At 38.4% G+C, this 20336-nt stretch carries 12 protein-coding genes; 6 read left to right on the top strand and 6 right to left on the bottom strand.

Annotated elements, in window-relative coordinates; genetic code table 11:
* Positions 1-295 precede the first annotated feature (295 nt).
* Positions 296-1021: a hormogonium polysaccharide secretion pseudopilin HpsB gene (gene hpsB / locus FJR37_RS20200; protein ID WP_254434626.1), complete on the bottom strand. Its 726-nt coding sequence runs from the start codon at positions 1019-1021 to the stop codon at positions 296-298.
* Positions 1021-5457, bottom strand: a complete 4437-nt coding sequence (gene hpsA, locus FJR37_RS20195; RefSeq protein WP_168466955.1) for a hormogonium polysaccharide biosynthesis protein HpsA — start codon at positions 5455-5457, stop codon at positions 1021-1023. The genes hpsB and hpsA overlap by 1 nt, the downstream gene beginning before the upstream one ends.
* Before the next feature lie 1240 nt (positions 5458-6697).
* Here hpsA and FJR37_RS20190 point away from each other — a divergent pair.
* The 4 genes from FJR37_RS20190 to FJR37_RS20175 all read left to right on the top strand — a co-directional run bounded on the left by FJR37_RS20190 (position 6698) and on the right by FJR37_RS20175 (position 10364).
* Positions 6698-8164 carry a hypothetical protein gene (locus FJR37_RS20190; protein ID WP_168466954.1) on the top strand — a complete coding sequence of 489 codons (1467 nt, stop codon included), beginning with the start codon at positions 6698-6700 and terminating at the stop codon, positions 8162-8164.
* A 91-nt stretch (positions 8165-8255) separates the two neighbouring features.
* The gene (locus FJR37_RS20185) at positions 8256-9059 is read left to right on the top strand and encodes a hypothetical protein (protein WP_168466953.1); all 804 of its coding nucleotides are present in this window, start codon (positions 8256-8258) and stop codon (positions 9057-9059) included.
* Positions 9031-9561: a type II secretion system protein gene (locus tag FJR37_RS20180; protein WP_168466952.1), complete on the top strand. Its 531-nt coding sequence runs from the start codon at positions 9031-9033 to the stop codon at positions 9559-9561. Before FJR37_RS20185 ends, FJR37_RS20180 begins: the two co-directional genes overlap by 29 nt.
* A gap of 5 nt (positions 9562-9566) precedes the next feature.
* Complete coding sequence (locus FJR37_RS20175) at positions 9567-10364, top strand: prepilin-type N-terminal cleavage/methylation domain-containing protein (RefSeq protein WP_168466951.1); 798 nt, start codon at positions 9567-9569, stop codon at positions 10362-10364.
* Between the two features lie 157 nt (positions 10365-10521).
* On the opposite strand, the gene FJR37_RS20170 is transcribed toward FJR37_RS20175, so the two are convergent.
* Both FJR37_RS20170 and pcrA read right to left on the bottom strand, forming a co-directional pair.
* A complete protein-coding gene (locus tag FJR37_RS20170) occupies positions 10522-10704 on the bottom strand; it encodes a hypothetical protein (protein WP_168466950.1) in 183 nt (60 codons plus the stop codon).
* Between the two features lie 306 nt (positions 10705-11010).
* On the bottom strand, positions 11011-13338 hold the full coding sequence (gene pcrA / locus FJR37_RS20165; RefSeq protein WP_168466949.1) for a DNA helicase PcrA: 2328 nt from the start codon (positions 13336-13338) through the stop codon (positions 11011-11013).
* An 807-nt stretch (positions 13339-14145) separates the two neighbouring features.
* On the opposite strand from pcrA, the gene FJR37_RS20160 reads away from it, so the two are divergent.
* Positions 14146-14583 carry a CAAD domain-containing protein gene (locus FJR37_RS20160; RefSeq protein ID WP_039200902.1) on the top strand — a complete coding sequence of 146 codons (438 nt, stop codon included), beginning with the start codon at positions 14146-14148 and terminating at the stop codon, positions 14581-14583.
* A gap of 860 nt (positions 14584-15443) precedes the next feature.
* Here the strand turns inward: FJR37_RS20160 and FJR37_RS20155 are convergent.
* Entirely contained in the window at positions 15444-16733 is a 1290-nt protein-coding gene (locus tag FJR37_RS20155) for a homoserine dehydrogenase (RefSeq protein ID WP_168466948.1), read from the bottom strand.
* Between the two features lie 131 nt (positions 16734-16864).
* Complete coding sequence (gene petH / locus FJR37_RS20150; RefSeq protein ID WP_039203943.1) at positions 16865-18220, bottom strand: ferredoxin--NADP reductase; 1356 nt, start codon at positions 18218-18220, stop codon at positions 16865-16867.
* Between the two features lie 1052 nt (positions 18221-19272).
* Between petH and FJR37_RS20145 the strand changes: the two genes are divergently transcribed.
* Complete coding sequence (locus FJR37_RS20145; RefSeq protein WP_168466947.1) at positions 19273-20274, top strand: phosphoribulokinase; 1002 nt, start codon at positions 19273-19275, stop codon at positions 20272-20274.
* Positions 20275-20336: the final 62 nt, after the last annotated feature.

The following is a 20336-nucleotide window of genomic DNA, read 5'->3' as shown; positions in this document are numbered from 1 at the left end:
TCGCAATGACTACAGCGCTTCCTGATGTTATGAGGTACAGTTTTTTATCGCCAAACCCGTAGGGGCGCAGGGCCTGCGCCCTCCATTCTATTTCATGAGAACGAGAATTGCTGTAAAAGGAGAAGGAAAAGGAAAAAACTTTTTTTAGCTGGAATGGGGGGTTTCAAAACCTCTCCTCTTAGGAGAGGGAAAAGGAATAACATTTAATACTGGAGAGGTTTACCAAAGGGGTTTATTTATACATTAAAAACCTTTCAAACATCCTCTTACATAAAGGGAACGGTAGAGCCGCAATTTATTGACAAAATTGATTATTACCATCCTGATCTTTTCCCAGTCCAAGACGGTAACATAGAGCCTGAAATGTAGTATTACTGTGGGCAATATCAACAGTTCTTTCTATTAATGGTGTTTGCTGATTACCTATACCAGACACAACAGATGAAGCTACTTTTTTGGCATTACTTGTACTAGCTAAAAGAGGCTTACTAAAATCAACATCTGAGCGATAAACCCGAACGGCTAGACGATAACCACTGGTTTTTGGATGAATACCATTAACGATTATGGGCATAGCTTGAACATAAAACTCGTTGAATAGATTTGTATGGTCTGGTTGACAAGCTGAATCACTGGCTATACAAGTATTTCCATCTTCTTTCAAGAGATACAAGTTTACATCTACATCGCTTTTGCTTTTAGGAACTGGCATTTGTGTGATACCAATTAAATAATCTGCGGAAGTTCTGAGCGTTGTCGGGTCTAAAGTAATTTTTTTACTTGGTGCTGTACTTGAACCCGTAACAATTGAACCAGTTTTAATACCATCAATAAAAGTATTTGCAGCCTGAGTTGCTTTTTCTACGCGCCGGGATTGAACACGAATAGCTGTTGACAGGACTAAGATAGGGGTAATAGATACTAGGAGAATACTAACTACAACCATAGCTATGAGTGATTCAATAATTGTAAATCCGGAATCACGGTAAAATAATGTTTTGGATTGTGATTTGGGTTTCATCATTTACAGGTAGAAGGGCGCTGATTTTGAGCTAGGGCGTAGGGAGTACCGGAATTGGTCGTTTTAGCACATAACAAAGTCTCTACCCATTTATCATCTTTGCCAACTTCCCGGAAATACTCATCTGGTAAATCAGGTGATGTGAGTACCAATTTACTAGCGAATCTGTCGGGAGATTGGGATAAAAGCGCGACATCATAACTCCAATTTCTCCTAGGAGGAAGATAACCTGTAGTTGCACCACTATCAATCACAATAGCATATATAATGCTACTTGCTCCCACATTGATGTTATATGTTCCCGTAGCATAAGTGCTTTTTTTCAACTGGATAAAAGAACCAGAAATCTTTGCTGTTTTTTGACCATGAGAAGATGCCCAATTCTCCATAAACCGGGTAAAGTTTTGTAAACCACCATTATCTTCTGTTGGCCGGGCGGGACTATCTCCTGCGGCGACATTCAAGTTAAAAGTAGTGTCTGCTAATACTGGTTGCAACCAGTTCTTACTATCTTGACTCTCTTTTGGTGTTTTTAATGTATCATTTACACTACTTATGACTGTAGTGTTAGTAGAGTCAGTTTCAGTGGCAAAGGGTTTTTGAATTTGTAAAACTGGTTCAAATACATTACTACTATTGGGTAGTAACCAAGGAACAAGAAATTGATTACCACTGGAGTCTAGGGCTAGTGCTGGTGAGGTTGTGCCACCTACTGGATATTCTGCTAGTTTATTGCCACTGGCAGGAATTCCGTAGATAGTTAGAGGAGTAGTTAGCAAAGTGGTAGTTAAATCACGTTTCAAAGCCAGCCGCTTAAATGGTAATGCTTCCCAACCATTTGAATTTCCGCTAGAACTGTTATATCCATTGAAAGCAACATTATTTATTGTCCAGCGTTTAGTTTTGACAGCGCATTGAGCAGTGGTATCCGTTGCACTACAAAAACATTCGTCTTTCACTGCTGAACTACAAATTTCATAAGCATACTGTCTGGCTGGTATCATCCTCACCAATGGTGTGACAAAGTTATTTACATAGGAACTACCTTGGTATCCTGTTGTGGCTGTATCAAAGTCTTTAGGAAAACCAGAATTATTTATATCAGCCCATTTACCATTTGCACCAAAGAAATTAACTGCGGAAAACCCTGGCGCTGGTGTACCAACTAGACTATTATTCCAGTCATAATCTCCTTCATCACGAAAACCTTCTCTAAAGTTGCCAGAAAGCAAGGTAACAGCATCACCTAAGACTGTTGCGGGTCGCCATTCATCCCCAGTAGGACAATTGGGTAGTTGAGGATTACCAGAACGACAAGCAAAGTTAGGATTAAGGTTGGTGCTAGTACGAGTGTAAAAATTATTCCAGTCATTTGCTAGAGTTTGTGTAAATTCCTCTTGAGTATGGAGATTAAAGTTACCTTTAATGTATACGGGCAAATTACTGGCTAAAATTAAACCTTTTTCTTCTTCTCGGTAAGTATTTGTTGTTCCCCGTCCTAGTTTGCTTCCATTGATGAGCATAATTGCATTGGGACGACGAGTAGAATCAAGAATATGGTCAACAGGACTTACTAATTTTTGCGCGTCTGTTTGTATGCCTGATGTACCAGACGCATCTAGCAAAGCATCATTACGAGTTGCGTAGATAATACCACTACTAGGTAACAAGTATTCTTGCGATGGTGAGGAAGTACCAATGGTTTTTGTTCGCAATTGGTTAAGGTCTAACACAGTAGCCCGAATTTCTAAAGGTTGTCTGTCTATGATGGGATAATCATAGGTTGTATTATTAGATGAACTATTACGGACAATTTCCCTGGAGTCCAATAATGATGTTTCATAAATTGCACCATGAGGAATGACGGAATTACTGGGACTAATAGTACCATCGAGAATTTGTAGGGCGCAGATTTGAGCATCAATAGTAGACTGTTCAGAAATAGTCCGGTTTGCTGTTTTTGCTAATGCTTTGACCAGTAAGCCATCATCTATTAATCGCCCATTGGGATAAGTTAATTGAGATAGATAGTTTAAGACTTTAGCATAATGACTCTCACCTTTAGTAGATGTAGGTGCAGGATAAACTATGCCATTATTGGATAGTCCACCCGTGGCAACATTCCAAGGTAGTCCTGTGAGATTTTTGGCAGTAGTGCTGTTGGTAGGAACATAAAAACTACTCACACAAGCTATAGGAGTGGGTATTTTAGCGTTATAGTTAGCAGATTTGTAATGATATACTGCTGTAGCCCGCATTTTCAAATATGGTGTATTAGCATTGGTAATCTCACGCCATTTATATGTAATGGAAGAATCATATAGATAGTATGGTGCAATGGTTTTTGTCGTTGGTGCAGTCCCAGGAACTGGCATAGTATCTGACCATATTTCTTTAACTGTGCTGTTGACGGTAGTTGTAGTATCGGCTGCACTCAGATATACTCCTGCACCTGTAACAACTCGCAAACCACCCACCGGTTCTGTAATATCTTTGGGAATTTTAGCTGCGTCTAATTCCCATGCACCATCTCTACCTGTATCTGCTAAATTTGCTAATGGTTCTGTTTGGACAAAAGATTGTCTTGTCCGAGTTTTAGTTGTATCCCCTGCATTCCATTTAATCCCACTAATTTCTTGTGCATGGGTAATACTATTCCCTAAAAATCCCTTGGGGTTGTTACTTGTATTCCACCATTGTTCAGGAACATTATTTCCTGAAGATGTTGCTGCGGTTGTATCCCACCAGATTTCCGATAAGTTATTGCTAACTATAACTCTGTCACCTAACGTAGTTTCTATACCACCAGCATTTTTAAGTGCCTGTGGTTCTGTAGCTTGTGGTTGTAGAGATGTACCTGTAGTATTCAAGGTTAATGTGCTGTAACCTGTCCCTATTTTACCATCACTGGGATCTGTGGCATACATCCATTTATCAATGGGACGCAATTTATCACCACTACCTTGAAGTACATTAGCAGGAAATGTCTCTGTACTGGCAAAATTAACCTCTTGATAAGGTACGCGACGAGTCCGTTTTTGGAAATAAAGCTGTAATTGTTGACGACGAATTGCATCAAATTCCGCTGTTGTGAAACTGGATAAACCTAAATCTTGTTTTTTATTTTCAATACCTGTTTTCACTTCGGATGGATCACTACTAATAGCATTAGCAAGTTGACTAGCAATCAGTTTATTAATCCGATTTATATAAGCGAGGTTATTGTACATGAGGTTACTAGAACTGTTAGTAACAGATGCCTCCCATGTAGAAGCAGCAGGATTAGTAGTGGTACCTTTGAATAAATCAACTTTAGTTGTGGTAGTTCCTGCACTTTTAAAACCACCTGCTCCTAAATTTCCACCGACGATAATTTTAGAATTTTTAGATTTGTAATAACAGGATTCTTTACTACTGATTTGATATAATTGAACTTGACCAGAACCACCTGTTAAAAAATTACTATTAGTAAATATTCCACCATTAAGATTTAGGGCTGTATCGGGATTAATTTCTAGATCATCGTTATAAATAGCAATGTTACTGGGTGGTATTTGGATGCGGTCTTGTTGATATTCTAGGGCGGCAAAACCTTTACTGCCTTGATATTTCTCATAATTGGTAGTATCACTAGGCAAAGTTATAATTGGTACTGTAACTGTATAAACAAAAAAGGATTTTTTTAGCTCATTATTTTGTTTAATCCAACCTGTATTACCGACCAATATTGGGTTGTTATTTGTGGTGCAATTAGTATCTAAAATTCCTTTGATCATTGGTGAAGTTCTGGCTTCCAAGCGGTTTCTCGCGCGGGCATATTTACCACTAATATTTCTGGGAGTTCTAAATAAAATGCCATAGAGAGTGTAACTATCAAATTTCCCATTATTGTCAGTATCAACAGGAAATTTCCAGGCTGTATTTACTGTTTCGTTATCATATAATGATGTATTTGTAGTAGGTTGCTCAATTAGACTATTGCCACTAATATCAAAACTTATTTGCAGTTTGGTTTCGTCTGCAAAGGTGTATTTATTAATGTTGTCTATATTGTTTATGTCATCAAGAACTTTATATAATTCTGCGTCTGTGGGGGTGATTTTTGGTAATGATATATCTTCAAAGAGTTTGTTGATTTTAGCCCGACTGCGATCAATTGCTGGAATAGCAGCACTAAGTACAATTTCGTTAATGCGGACATTACTAGCATTTTTGGCTCGGTCAAAGGAACGTAACATAATAGTAGTGGTCAATAATACTACTACCATTGAGACCATTGCCACTGTCGGTAATACGAAACCTGCGGTTGTTACTTTCCATTGTTTCCGAGTACCGAAAGTAGTCCACAGTAACCAAATAATTTGTTTTTTTGAGTGGGTCAAAAACCGCCGAATCAATTTGGTGAAGATTTTTGATAACTGACGTTTGCGATACATACCTGATAACTGTCTTAACACCTACATGATGGGCATAAACTTTCTGACCCTTACTATATTAATGATCCCTTGCTTATATATCTATCTGAAGTATTAAGAAATGGAGGATATTGACGCTTGACTGTAACAAAAATAAGTAGTCGGACAAAATTAAATTCACTCGTTGAGAGAGGGAACAGGGAACTCAAACCCTTATTCCTCTGTGTCCTCTGCGCCTCCGTGGTTCGTTAATCAGGATAATTTATTTCTTGGAAGTCTTCCAATTAAAAAAATACCCAAAAATTTCTTGTGGTGCGGGACGAAAAGCCCGCTAATCATCAAGAACGGGCAGGATGCCCATCCCACAAAATTGGGTAATTTATTTTTTGGTGTTCACTAGACATCTGCAAAAAAGATTGTAGAGACGTTCCATGGAACGTCTCTACAGGGTTTTCAGGTCAAGTATCTTTAATTTTTGGAGATCTCTACTAGGAACGAGATAAAAATAAGAATTTAGGGCTTACGCATTGACAAGGTTTTCTAAATATGTAATGTGGATTTTATCTCTTGTAGGGTGCGTCAGACCCAGTAATTTGGTAAAAAACAGATTTCCTCTATCTGACGCACCCTACTCAATAAGTTATTCCCAAAGCCGAAAACGACGCAATTTCGTTCATTCATATGATGGTAAGTTAGTGAGCGTGCGTAAGTCCTAGAATTTTCTGGAAATTTTGATCAGATTCAGTAGTTTCATCAGTATCACTACTAATAGCTATGATATATTATAGTGATAGTGATTCCCTATTAAGTACAGTTATAATTTAAACCCGTTCCTAACCTCCTCTTGGTAATTTACCCAATCAGAAAGTGAGCTTATGGGTGGGTGATTGTCAGAATCAGGTGGTTATTGCGGTATACCCTGATTTCTCACCAAAATCCTCAAACCCTGATAAAATCTGGATTATGGGTTTTCACACTGCATCAAAAATCAACCTCGTGAAAAATGCCCGAAACCGTTTCTCTATAAGGATTATATAGATTGCGATCGCTAAACGCGACCTAGTAATCCCATTGTTTGTGAGAAATGCGGGTATAGCTTGTGTGGCGTAGCCATAGTCGAGATAGTATCCAAGATTAAAAAATGGACAGGATGAAAATCAGGGTTAATCTTGTCAGTTAAGGAAATGTAGGTTGACTGCGAAACCCAACAAATAAAATTCTATTTTTTCTAATTGCATAGTTATCAGTGGTGAGGTGAAATATGAATCCTAGATTAAAACTGGCTTTAATTCGGCACACAGGCGAAGAAGGTTTTGCTTCGGTAATTGCTGTGGGAGTTGGCTTGGTGATGATGATAATTGGGTTAACTATGGCACTTAGGTCACAAAGTGATGTGGCTCTTAGTTCAACTCAAAGAAGTACATCTCGTGCCTTATCAGCGGCAGAAGTAGGTGTTACTCGTTATCAACAGCTAATAAATAATGGTAGGATTCTTGCTAAATATAATGCTTGTAGCACTTCTACTAATTATAATAGTTCCGGTAGCTGTCTGGATACAACAACAACTACTCCTGTTACCTGGCCTATCATAGACAAAGCTTCTGATTATAATTCGTGTTCTTTCCAAAATGTTGATATTTCTGCTATTACTGACGCTTCAAAAAATATATGGAGAAACATTGATCCTGCTACTACTAATCCTGACCTCACTCTAGGTCAATACAGATTAGTTTCTTATCAATATCAATCTTCTAATAACACCAATCCCACAGCAGAAAATCCAGTATTAGGAAACGGTACACTAACTGTTGAAGGACGAGTAAGGGTTTCAGGAAGTGGCAATACGGCTACTCAAACTACTAGTACATCCACTGCCAGATTACAGGTGGTAATTCCAGTAAAATATACTGATTCTAATATTCCAGTACCATCAGCATTATGGACTGGAAATACTTCCATAGCTGGTAATAATAATCAGAAAGTAGATGGTGATGTTCTGGTAAACAAATGTACAACAAATAGCACTCAAATGGACTTAATAACAAGCAAGAATATTCTGAATACTAGCATTAATAAGGTGAGAAACACTGTTGGTAGTATCCCCTCAACTCCACCAATACCTACTACTGGAATTAATACTATAGCAAGTATTAATACTACAGGTGGTAATGTGACTCAATTAGGTAATCCTTCAGCCACATCATGTTCTGCGACGAAAACTACCTGTCCTAGTGCTACAGCAACTACTTATGGTGGTCAATCAAATGTATATGTATATCAAATTGGCAATATATCTAGCGAGATAAGAATTCCACCCGGAGAAAAAGTTGTCATCTTTCTGACAGGATCTATAAATAAAGGTGCAGACATAACACATAATTGTACTGGCGTTTCTAATTGTTATCCTTCAGATGTCTATATTTTTGGAACTGGCGATTCAACTAAAAGTATATGTCTTAATGGTAGTAATACTATATCCGCTTTTATTCTTGCACCTAAGTATAGTGTAGGTATAGATGGTGGTGGTAACGCTGATCCTGTAATTAATGGTAATGTATGGGCGAGTAACTGGGGTGCACCAAGTTGTAGTTCAGATAGTAATAAAACTGTTGTTAAATACGACCCAACAATTACTTGGACTACTCTGGCCGCTTTAGGTGTAAGCAAAGCAACCCTACCACCAACAATTGATACTTTTAGTAGCTGGAAAAAAGATCGAGTTCAGTAACTAAAATTGGATATTTTGAATCATATTGAAAATACCCAACCCCACATTTTTTATCCAAACTTTATCAAAACAAAACTGAATTTATGTATATATGAAAAACCTCAAAGATAATCCTGATGCAGGATTTAGCCTCATAGAAGTAGTAGTTGCTCTGCTAATGATATTTTTTTTTACTACTGGTGCGTTAGAAATGTTTGTACTTTCTAGCATTTTCAAAAAGAAAGCTATTCAGTACACAACTGCTAACAGCTTGATTCAGCAAGATATGGAGAAAATCAAGAGTGCTGCTGACCAATATTCATTTCCTAAAGCCACTACTGCTGCTGCTTTGAATACAAATACTGTAACTCTAGACTCTACTAACGGTTTAGCTGCCAGTACAGTTCTGTTCTCTAACGATGCTGATGCTAATAATTATACAACAACTATTAGTGGTAATACTATTACTGTGACTCCAGCTTTAAAAACAGAAGTTCCTGTTTCAACTTCTGTATTTAACCTTACCTCATGTAACCTTACCTCTTCTGGTTCTGCAAGTAACGGTATGGCAACTTATTTCATGAATTCTCTATCAACTACCGCCACAGGTATAGATAATAGTCCAAACTCAGACTATAAAACATCAGATGGAACTGCTTATTATGTTGTTACAAGTGCTACAAAGCAAGTCAAAGGTCAATATTATTGGTTGTTGAGGAAGCAAGATGTTTCTACTGACGCTCCTTATAATATTTTAAAGCTAAATTATCTAGTTCAAATAGGTACTAGTTCTACTCCGAATATTCAAACTACCCCTACTCCCCCTTATCCTCGTACCTTATTACCAGCTTATACAGTAGCCAAATCTTATACAGAGGTGATACCTTATGCGTCATTACAATGCCCATCACAATGAAGATGGATTTACTTTACTAGAATTAATGGTGGTCATGATTTTTGTCGGCATTCTCGCTGCCATTTCTGCACCTAGTTTCATAGGTTTAAATCAAAGGAATGAAGTTACTCAGGATGTTACTAATGCTGAAAATGCCCTATTAGAAGCACAAAGAGGGGCTATGCGTCGGGGTAAAGACTGTACCCTGTCTTTTTCTGTTTCCGCTTCCGGTGAACCTATTATTAGTAGTTCTAGTGATAACTGTTTATCTATGGGTACGCGAACTTTATATAACGTTTCCATGAACATATATAAAGATGGAACAGGTGTAGTTTCTAGCTTGACATTTGATTATCTTGGTAATATGACGGAAACAAATCCTATAACAATTGTGTTGCGACATAAAAGCAATACTGGAGGTAAAAAATGTATAGTTATTTCCCAACCATTAGGATTAATTGCCACTGGCAAATATATTGATCCTGCTAGTGGTACTACTTATTCATCTAGTTGTACTCCTTAAAAAATATGTTAAACAATACTTTTGATATCAAAAAAAATATCCAATTTTTTCTTCAAAATTATAAAACCCGTCAATCTGCTCTCAGTGGCAATGAGGGATTTACTTTGATAGAGTTATTAGTAGCAACAGCTATCATGACTGTTGTTATGGGTATAGTTGGCGTTGGTCTTGTGGCTATGCTCAATCAGAACAAGAAAGCAGCATCAGAAAGCGACAGACGTGCTAATTTGAATCGGGCTTTGGATTATATTAGCAATGAAGTGAGAATGGCAAAGAGTGTTACTGCTCCAGATGCTACACTCGTACCTCCAGGTGCAAAAGGAGTTTTACAATTAACAATTCCTGTTCCTTGTACAAGTAACCAAAACTATACTGTTGTTTACTATACCTATGATAGTTCTGGTTTATGGCAATTACCAAAATCAATTAAACGCTATTCCAACCTAACTACTCCTGTTCCTAGTCCTAATTCTTGTCCTAACCCAACTAATCTTACACCTAGTCCTATTCCTACTCAATTTACTGATGATTCTAAATATTTTTTAGTTGATGCAATTACGAATCCATCACCTCTTCCTACGCCCTCTTCAAGTCCAAGTCCCAACCCTTGTACAATATCACCATCACCATCACCATCACCATCATCAGCATCATCTGGTGAAGGTTTTTATGCTTGTATATATCCTGATGGTAGAAAAGTTGATCTTTATTTATATGGTAACTTAACAACTTCTACTCCTACTCCTACTCCTGTTCCTACTCCTCTCGAAGTCAAAACTACTGTTGTTACTAGAGCTAAATAATTAAACAATTGAATAATTAAGAAATTGGCGGTTGGAAATTAATAATGTAAGTTGCTAGTTGGGGATTTTGTCTGAACCCACATTCAGCATGAGTAAATATACTCAAAATATTTTCCCCAGCAGGTTATTTTGTCAAAAAAAGAATTTCATAAAACAGCTAAAACCCAATCATAATAACCACTTTATGCTTTTTGCCATACATGGAGGTATTCAATGAATTTAATCTCAAACCAACTAATTTATTGACATTATTCTCAATAAACTTGATTCTAACTTTAAGTATATCGGCGATCGCTCTAATATAGAATTGCGTGTCATTGTCTGAAAGCCTTGTTATCATTGGGTTATGGATAATTCCGAAAATTCAAAAAACACCTGCTGAATGTGGGCTGAATCAGGATTTTCAGGATTTGAGGATTTACAGGATGGGATTGGGGTTTTTTAGTGATTTTATTTGTGTTTGATTATGGTGCGTTACGCTGTTGCTAACACACCCTACTTGTTTTTTATGATTGGGGATTCTGTCTGAATCAGTTACAAAATTTGTAGGTTGAGTTGAGGAACGAAACCCAACGTTATAAATCCAACATTTCAGCCTACATTTCTCATGGGCGCAGGCCCTGCGCCCCTACGTTTCTATGATAAGTTAGACTTTTTGTAATTGGGCTACTCTGGGGTCTACAATTTTTTGTCCTAAACTCAGGAATTTAATCGCTACAGAAACTTTATTTCCTTCTCCGAAAACGTGGGTAATTTCCCCAAGTCCGAAGGACTTATGTAATACTCTGTCACCTACTTGCCAAATTCCGGGAGTGGTTTGTTTACTAGTGGTTGCAGAAGTGGTTTTAGTCGAACTCCGGGTAACTTTATTTTGGGTAGTTAATAGTTCTGCGGGGATTTCATCGAGAAATTGCGATCGCATTGCCGGTTCTCTGGACCCATATAAACGTCTTTCTCTGGCATGAGATAGAAACAACCGTTCTTGAGCGCGGGTAATTCCCACATAACACAAACGCCGTTCCTCTTCTAACAATGAAGGATCTTGTAAAGAACGATAACCCGGAAAAAGTCCCTGTTCTAATCCCACCAAAAAGACAACAGGAAACTCCAACCCCTTAGAAGCGTGTAAAGTCATTAAAGAAACCGCTGTTTGTCCCTCTTTTAAATTATCTAAATCAGAACTCAAAGCCGCACTTTGCAAAAATGCCTGTAAAGAAATATCTTCTCCAGCATTTTCTTCTTGAAATTGCAGCATAGCATTATATAATTCATTGACGTTACTAATTCTATTATCAGCTTCATCTGTAGCCTGATCTTGCAATTCCTTAATATAGCCAGAATCCTCTAAAACCCCTTGTAAAATTTCCGAACCGGGAACAACTTTGATTTGTTCTTGACGATTTTGAATCATGGCGGCGAAATTATTCACAGCTTTCGCCGAACGTCCTGCTAAAGTATTTACAGATGTTTCATCACTTAATATTTCCCATAAAGTTGTTCCTAATTGCTGGGAAGCATTCACCAAAGCATCAACAGTAGATTTACCAATTCCCCGCCGAGGTGTGTTGATAACTCGTAATAAACTGACAGTATCCGCTGGGTTATTAATCGCCCTTAAATATGCCACAGCATCTTTAATTTCTTTGCGATCGTAAAATTTCATGCCTCCCACAACCGTATAAGGAATTTGATATTTTACTAATAATTCTTCAAAAGGTCGAGATTGGGCATTTGTTCGATATAAAATTGCAAAGTTACCCCAATTTAATTCCGGGTGTTGATGTTCTAAATTTCTAATTTGGTTAATCACAAAAGCTGCTTCTGCCATTTCTTCATCAGCTTTATGACAATAAATTTCTTCCCCTGGTTCTCTTGTCGCTTTGAGGATTTTATCAATCCGTTGAGTATTATTTTCAATTAATTCATTAGCCGCTTGGAGAATATTTTCACATGAACGATAATTTTCTTCTAATTTCACCATAGAACGAGTATCATCATCTGCTAAACCATCCCCAAAATTTTCCTGAAATTCTAGCAAAATGGTAAAATCTGCCATTCTAAAACTATAAATTGACTGGTCAGCATCACCAACCACAAACACAGAGCGATTTTGCCATTTCCATTCACTTTTACGGGTTTCTCCATTTGTCACCAAAAGCTGAATTAGATCATATTGAGTCCGGTTGGTATCTTGATATTCATCAACTAGAATATGAGAGAATTTTTGATGCCAATAAGCTAAAACTTGCTCATTTTGTTGAAATAATCGGGTAGGAATTAAAATTAAATCATCAAAATCTAAAGCGTTATTTTGGGCAAGTTTATCTTGATAGCGATTATAAACATCAGTAATAACTCTACCCCGATAGTCTGGTTGTTCACTTTCAAATTGTTGGGGAGAAAGTCCTTGATTTTTGGCGTTACTAATAGCATAGCGAATAGATTTAGGTTCAAATTTTTTACTATCTAAATTTAAATCTTTGGTGACAATTTCTTTAATCACACTTTGGACATCCGATTCATCAAAGATAGAAAAGTTCTTATTCCATTTTCTACCTTTTTCATCTTGATATTTTTCGATATCCCAGCGCAGAATCCGCGAGAATAAACTGTGAAAAGTTCCACACCACATATCTTTAATAGTAGTGCGGTAAACCTGTGTTTTTAGTAAGCTTTGTTCATATTCTGTCAGTAAATCAAACTTTTTACCATGTTGTGATATTGCTAATTGTTCAGTAAATATCCTTTGAATTCTTTCCTTCATTTCCCTAGCAGCTTTATTGGTAAATGTCACCGCGAGGATATTTTCAGGATTAACACGATGTTTTATAATTAAATTGGCAATGCGGTAAGTCAGCGCCCGGGTTTTCCCAGAACCAGCACCAGCCACCACTAACAATGGTCCGCAGTAGTGTTCGACTGCTTGACGTTGACTAGGATTAAGGTGAGCAAGAAAATCAATATTTGTGGTCATAAACTACAACAATGATGAAAAGGACAATTTGTTATCGGGTTATTCTGTCAACGTCGAACTCAGTACAAAGAATCAAACAAAAGCAGCATAATGGGGCAAAAATGATAAAAATTTACTTAAATTGCTAAACTTTGAGAAAATTTGATATAGTATTAGATTATTTAGTTTTATCCTTGCCTGTTCCATAACTAGCAACTTCATGTTACTGGATTTTGTGTAAAGTTTTATCATAAGAATACCCGGTAAGTGGGAAACGAGCGTGGCTTTAGCCCTGAGAGGGATGGTTCGACGCAGCTCACCAGCCACGACACGAGCAGTTCGACCTTTGACAGGCTCAGGGCATCGCAAGCTCACTGACCACGGTTTTAACCGCTGTGGATATTAAAATTGAAACCAGATTTTTGATTGGAATCTGGAAACCAACTCCCATTTCTGGGGTAATGTTAGCCTAGACCTGTTATAAGAGCTTGTTGGGCTTGCAACACTGTTCCAGTGACCTTAGAACTGTTTAATCACAAGCGACAGAGCAGGGAACTGGCAACGCATTCGGTGGGTGTCGTGACTCAAATAACGGCTACCCTTCGACAACGCTTAGGGTGGTCTGGTCAGTACGGCTTGCTTGATTACTCTTGCAAGCTCAGTCCCTTTAGGGCTGGGTTACTGACACTTGTGAAGAACTCTAGATGTAAGATAAACCAATAATCTCTAATCTCTCACTCTGATTAGCGAGGGAAAGTGCCGGTTAACAGCCTTTTGGTTGTAAATATCTAGGTAAGAAACTCAACTTTCAAAATCATGGAAACAAAAATGCAAGAACCAGAATTTAAAGAAACCCAGTCTAAAGAAACAACCATACCCGAAATTAACACTCAAACCGGGAATTTGACCAAACTTCAACCTCCTATGCAGTCTCAAGAACAATGGCTGAAATATGGACAACGAATTTCTGGTTTTTTGGGGACATTACCAGACTATGTAGGTAAATTCTTTGGTCAATATCAGCAGCCAATTGTTAGTATTGGCTTAGTAGTGACAGGAGTAATCACAGTTAAGGTACTATTGGCTGTATTAGATGCTCTTAATGATGTTCCTTTAGTAGCACCTACCTTTGAATTAATTGGCATTGGTTATTCTGTGTGGTTTGTTTATCGCTATTTACTCAAAGCTTCTAGCAGACAGGAGTTATCTGAAGAAATTACCACCCTCAAATCCCAAGTTGTGGGTAAGCACACTTCTAAATCTTAACTCACAAATTTAGATCATCTTAGATACCCGACTCTTTAAAGAAATCGGGTATCTTTTTTCTTTTTTACAACGGCTAGAAGCTGGACTTTTTTATCATACAAAGAACAGTCAACCTCTTTGGTGGTAATTTCTTGTTCAATTAAAACGAACTTTAGCTAGAAGACAGGGAATCAATTCTCTGTCTTCCTGATTTATACTAAACACGGTTGAGACATGGACTTTTACAAAATTACGAAAAACCTAGATTTGTAGGGGTTTAGCACTGCTCATTGGTGTCAACTTAACGTAAAACCTCTATCCCGCAAAGAACTCAATTCATCTCATTCCCAGTCTCTGACTGGGAATGAATTCTAGAAGGCTCTGCCTTCAATAATATTAGAGGCAGAGCCTCATTAACTGCATTCCTAGTCAGAGACTAGTAGTCTGTCAACCCGAAAATGACGGGTGAAGGCAAGTAGGGGGAGAAGAGAGGTAGGGGGGTAGGGGAGGTAGGGGAGGTAGGGGAGGTAGGGGAGGGAAGAACAAAAGTTTTTTCGGATTATTACCCGTCAAAATAAATTTGACGAACTACTAGGAACGAGATGTGGTAGGGATTTGAGCTTAAGTTGACACCAATGAAGCTCTTGCTTTACCCCTACGTTTAGAATCAAATTATTAAGCCGTGTTACGTATACATCATGGGGTGATGATGTTTCGCTAAAAAACGCAAAAACGCCAACCGAAAAAAGAGATTTATAGTATTGACAAACAATTTTAAATATGCTATGGTAAACTTGATAAGGAAGAACTATCTTGTTGTTAATTAAGAATAGAATAACAAATCCCCGACTTCTTCAAGAAGCCGAGGATGTTTTCGTGCTTCAAAGCACTCGCAACACGCTAGGAATACTATCTATTGATTCCATTGCTTGAATTTCTGCCAAAGCTTCTCTAAAGTCCCCTTCCCGGACAGTGTGGGTAACAACAACAATTTCTGCTAGTTCTCCCTGAAAACCAGTTTGGACGACTGATTCTAAACTCACGCCATAATTACCAAAACAAGTTCCCAGTCTACCAATGACTCCCGCTTGGTCTTTGCTGAGGAAACGGGCATAAAACCGGGTTACTAACTCGGAAATGGGGGTAATTTGCGAGTAATGTTGATGTCTACAAGCGAGGAGAGGATTTGGTTTAGCTGTATTAGTTTTCAGAGTAGCGACAAGATTCAAGATATCCGATGATACAGCACTAGCGGTAGCCCCAGCCCCAGCCCCAGGACCGAATAACATCACCTGTCCTATAGGTTCTCCTTCCACAAGAATGGCATTGTAAACACCGTTAATACTAGCTAAAGGATGGGTTTGGGGAACTAGGGTAGGATGAACTCTCACGGAAAGTCGGGAATTATCTTGATCTAAGTGTTGAGCTATCCCCAATAATTTAATCACAAATCCTAATTTAGCGCTGTATGCAATATCTGTTTTTGTAACTTGGCGAATACCTTCGCAATAAACATCATCTCGATTAATTCGGCCATCAAATCCTAAAGATGCCAAAATAGCAATCTTATCTCCGGCATCCAAACCATCAACATCCGCTGTCGGGTCAGCTTCAGCATAACCCAACCTCTGAGCATCTGCTAAGACATCATCAAATTCACTCCCTTCTGTTTGCATCTTGGTGAGGATGTAGTTGGTTGTACCATTGACAATACCCATGATAGCGTTAATGCGATTAACGCTTAAAGATTGCTTCAGGGGTTGAATTACAGGAATACCACCACCAACGGCGGCTTCTAGCAGCACATAGACACCCGCTTGATTAGCAGCGGTGAATATTTCGCCACCAAATCGAGAAATTACGGCTTTATTGGCAGTAACTACGTGCTTACCATTTTTAATAGCTGTCAAGATGAGTGTGCGTGCGGGTTCTAATCCCCCCATCAGTTCTACAACTATATCTACTGCTGGATCATTAACAATTGCTTCTAAATCCGTAGTTATCACCTCTGGAGATAATTCTACAGCACGGGGTTTCGTGAGCGATCGCACACCCACTCGATAGATTTCAATGTCCTGTAACAGCGGATGACGACCTACATTGTCTTGCAACAGTTGCACTGTCCCCGTTCCCACCGTACCTAATCCAAGTATTCCTAATTTGACAGCCACAGATTTTGCACCCACATGAAATTTACATAAAACAATTGTAGGCAGAGCTATAAGCCCTACCTACTAATTATCTGCTTTTAATTGTCTAATAACCAATGACCAATGACCACTCACCATTGACCAATAACAAATTAGTATGTTTCTACGTGCCAGCGGTGAGCTTTTTTTAGATCCTTTTGGTAATCACTCCAAACTACACCTTCTTTAGCCGCAGCAGCACTTAAAGCAGCATCAATGCCATCTTCCATACCGCGCAAACCGCAGATGTAAGTGTGAGTTTTTTCATTTTTAATTAACTGCCACAATTCATCAGCGTGTTCTGCAACTCGGTCTTGGATATACATTCTGCCACCTGCGGGGTTATTTTGTTCCCGGCTGATAGCATAGGTAAGACGGAAGTTTTTGGGATATTTCTCTTGCATTGCTTCCAATTCTTCTTTGTAGAGAATATTGGGAGATGTTGGCACACCAAACAACAACCAGGAAAATCCTTTAAATTGATATTCTGGATTAGCTTTTCTTTCTGCATCCTTAAACATCCGCCACAGGTAAGTCCGCATAGGCGCAATACCTGTACCTGTTGCTAACATGATCACATTAGCTTCAGGATCTTCCGGCAATAACATTTCCTTACCAACAGGACCAGTGATTTTGACATCATCACCTGGTTTAATTTTAGTCAGATAGGTAGAACAAACACCATAAACCGTTTCACCTGTTTCTGGATGCTTATACTCTAACTGACGAACACACAGAGATATTGTTTTATCATCTAGATTATCGCCGTGACGAGTAGAAGCAATGGAGTACAGTCTGAGTTTTTCAGGCTTACCATTCTTATCTACACCAGGAGGAATAATCCCAATACTTTGTCCTTCTAAATACCTCAGGTTGCCAGCAGACAGGTCAAACTTGAGATGTTGAACAATCCCAATTCCACCCTCTTTGACTAATGTTTCATTAGAAATACACTTACCAATAAACGGAGCATTAGGACGATAAATGTTCACAGGAACATCAGCATGAGCATCTTTTTTGGCTTTTGCTTGAGTCATGGAGTTGCCTTTCTTATCCTTAGCTGGTGTTTTAGCAAAGCCTTTAGCTTCACTAACATTACTTACAGGTGTGGATTTGCCATGTTCATCTTTGTTAGCACTTACTTCAGCCGCGACTTCGCTGCTAACTTTAATGTCAGCAGTTGCCAATTCAACTTTTTCGTTAACTACTAAGTCAACTTTGCGATTGAGTTGCTGTAAAGCTGTAACAGATTGGATACTAACAATTTTACCGCCCAGGCGAGTGATCCGTCGCATTTCTTGATTCATGCGGTTGTAAGGTACTCTGATGAATACACTGCCACTTCTACGAATTTGGTAGTTGGTTTGATCAGTTTCTTCAACCTGACGCAGACCCACCACTTCGTAAACGAAGACGCGGCTACCTGATTCTATATTGGCAGCACCCTCAACAGCACCTTGATTGTACATTCCTTCTAACACTCCGATATTTACTTAACCGTTTATCAAAAAAAAATCATTCCCATCCTTATGCGAGGTTTAGTTTACCGGATTTTCGGATCACAAAACTAGCCATCTGGGAAAACGACATCATTTATGATGATGCCTTGCTCAGTACACTCGCCCAAGACCAGTAGGCATGGCAAAAAACACACCTGTTCACCTTCTAAATTAGAGGATAAGTCTTTGCGAGAATGTTAATAGTGAATCACTTTAATCTTTTTTTCTTGAACTACATAGTCTTAGGCTTGTTAATCAAATATTTTACTATATATTGATCATGCAAAAATCCTGGGTTTGCAAAAAAAGCCTTTTGATTTCTAAAACTACCAGTACCATCTTACCATGACGGTGCAGTAACGGACTTTATTAATAATCAATTTTATATAGGACTCCTATTTGATTTTTAAACAAGACTCAATAGGTATCAATTCTGTCTTTCCTGTTCCCAGTTAAGAGTTCCCTGTTCCCTGTTCCCTGTTCCCTGCCTTCACAGACAACTTATTCAGCAAACCCTAAGTACAGTGTTAAAAAGTGTTAAAATAATACATGAATTTAGCGTAGTGCGAGTTGAGCCATACGCCACGCTGTACTATCAAATACTCACAAGCTTTCTTCCTTCTTCCTGACTGGTAACAGAGGGACTTGTACTGAGTTTGTCGAAATAAGCCAAAGTGCTAACTCCTATTTTCTCTCAAATCTAAAAAAAATGTATCATCTATGGCAGAATGTTAAACAGATAATTGCTAGGGAACTAGATTCGTTCTTAAGGTAAATCTTGTGAGAGTACACCCCATTCTGTTAAAATTTAGGGCAACACTAAGATTAAATACTTACCAGCCATAAAATTAGGCTAATTAGGACGAGTAACTGCTATAGGCGTACAAGTTATTTGTTGAAATCTGTCATCGTTATGCTGGATAGCCAGAACGTAGGACAATACCGTTGGGGTAAGCTCCTAGATTCAGAATCTGCTGTGAGAAAAATTATTGATTGACACATTTAGTATTTAGAGGGAATTTATGACTAAGCCGGAACGCGTGGTACTAATTGGAGTAGCCGGAGACTCTGGGTGCGGTAAATCTACGTTTTTGCGTCGGTTGATTGATTTATTTGGCGAAGAATTTATGACAGTTATCTGTTTAGATGACTATCATAGCCTAGATCGTAAACAACGTAAAGAAACAGGCATAACTGCACTTGACCCCAGAGCAAATAACTTTGACTTAATGTATAAACAAATTAAGTCTCTTAAAGAAGGTCAGGCGATTCATAAGCCAATTTATAACCATGAAACTGGCATGATTGATCCACCAGAATGGATTGAGCCAAATCATATTATTGTTGTAGAAGGGTTGCATCCCTTGTATGATGAACGAGTAAGAGCGCTTCTAGACTTCAGCGTTTATTTTGATATCAGCGATGAAGTCAAAATTGCTTGGAAAATTCAACGCGATATGGCTGAAAGAGGTCACCGCTATGAAGATGTTCTAGCACAAATCAATTCTCGTAAACCTGATTTCGAAAAATTCATCGAACCACAAAGAGAATTTGCTGACGTGGTTCTGCAAGTATTACCCACAAACTTAATTAAAAACGATACAGAACGTAAGGTTTTACGGGTACGGATGTTACAACAGGAAGGTAAAGAAGGCTTTGAGCCAAGCTACCTGTTTGACGAAGGTTCAACAATTCAGTGGACTCCTTGCGGACGCAAACTGACCTGTTCTTACCCCGGTATGCAGCTTTACTACGGTACTGATGTTTACTATGGTCGTTACGTCTCTGTTTTAGAAGTAGACGGTCAATTTGATAACCTCGATGAAGTAATTTACATTGAAACTCATTTGAGCAAAACATCCACCAAATATCAAGGTGAGATGACTCACTTGTTACTACAACACCGTGAATATCCAGGCTCTAATAATGGTACTGGTTTATTCCAAGTATTGACAGGGTTGAAAATGCGTGATGCTTATGAGCGATTGACAGCTAAAGAAGCAAAACTAGCGGTTCAAGTCTAAAACAGCAGTTTGTGTCAAAGTTCAGGGGGAACAGTTGAATATGTTCCCTCTTTTTTTTGTCA

Origin of the sequence: Aphanizomenon sp. UHCC 0183, assembly GCF_009712065.1 — a bacterium.
In the GTDB taxonomy this organism is placed as follows: Bacteria; Cyanobacteriota; Cyanobacteriia; order Cyanobacteriales; family Nostocaceae; genus Dolichospermum; species Dolichospermum heterosporum.
This window is presented reverse-complemented; position numbering and strand designations above follow the sequence as displayed.

Bases quoted from the DNA above. Each gene is read 5' to 3' on its own strand.
- hpsA (WP_168466955.1), bottom strand. From the start codon at position 5,457: ATGTATCGCAAACGTCAGTTATCAAAAATCTTCACCAAATTGATTCGG.
- FJR37_RS20185 (WP_168466953.1), top strand. From the start codon at position 8,256: ATGAAAAACCTCAAAGATAATCCTGATGCAGGATTTAGCCTCATAGAA.
- FJR37_RS20160 (WP_039200902.1), top strand. From the start codon at position 14,146: ATGCAAGAACCAGAATTTAAAGAAACCCAGTCTAAAGAAACAACCATA.
- hpsB (WP_254434626.1), bottom strand. From the start codon at position 1,021: ATGAAACCCAAATCACAATCCAAAACATTATTTTACCGTGATTCCGGA.
- FJR37_RS20170 (WP_168466950.1), bottom strand. From the start codon at position 10,704: ATGATAACAAGGCTTTCAGACAATGACACGCAATTCTATATTAGAGCG.
- FJR37_RS20175 (WP_168466951.1), top strand. From the start codon at position 9,567: ATGTTAAACAATACTTTTGATATCAAAAAAAATATCCAATTTTTTCTT.
- FJR37_RS20190 (WP_168466954.1), top strand. From the start codon at position 6,698: ATGAATCCTAGATTAAAACTGGCTTTAATTCGGCACACAGGCGAAGAA.
- FJR37_RS20180 (WP_168466952.1), top strand. From the start codon at position 9,031: ATGCGTCATTACAATGCCCATCACAATGAAGATGGATTTACTTTACTA.
- pcrA (WP_168466949.1), bottom strand. From the start codon at position 13,338: ATGACCACAAATATTGATTTTCTTGCTCACCTTAATCCTAGTCAACGT.
- petH (WP_039203943.1), bottom strand. From the start codon at position 18,220: ATGTACAATCAAGGTGCTGTTGAGGGTGCTGCCAATATAGAATCAGGT.
- FJR37_RS20145 (WP_168466947.1), top strand. From the start codon at position 19,273: ATGACTAAGCCGGAACGCGTGGTACTAATTGGAGTAGCCGGAGACTCT.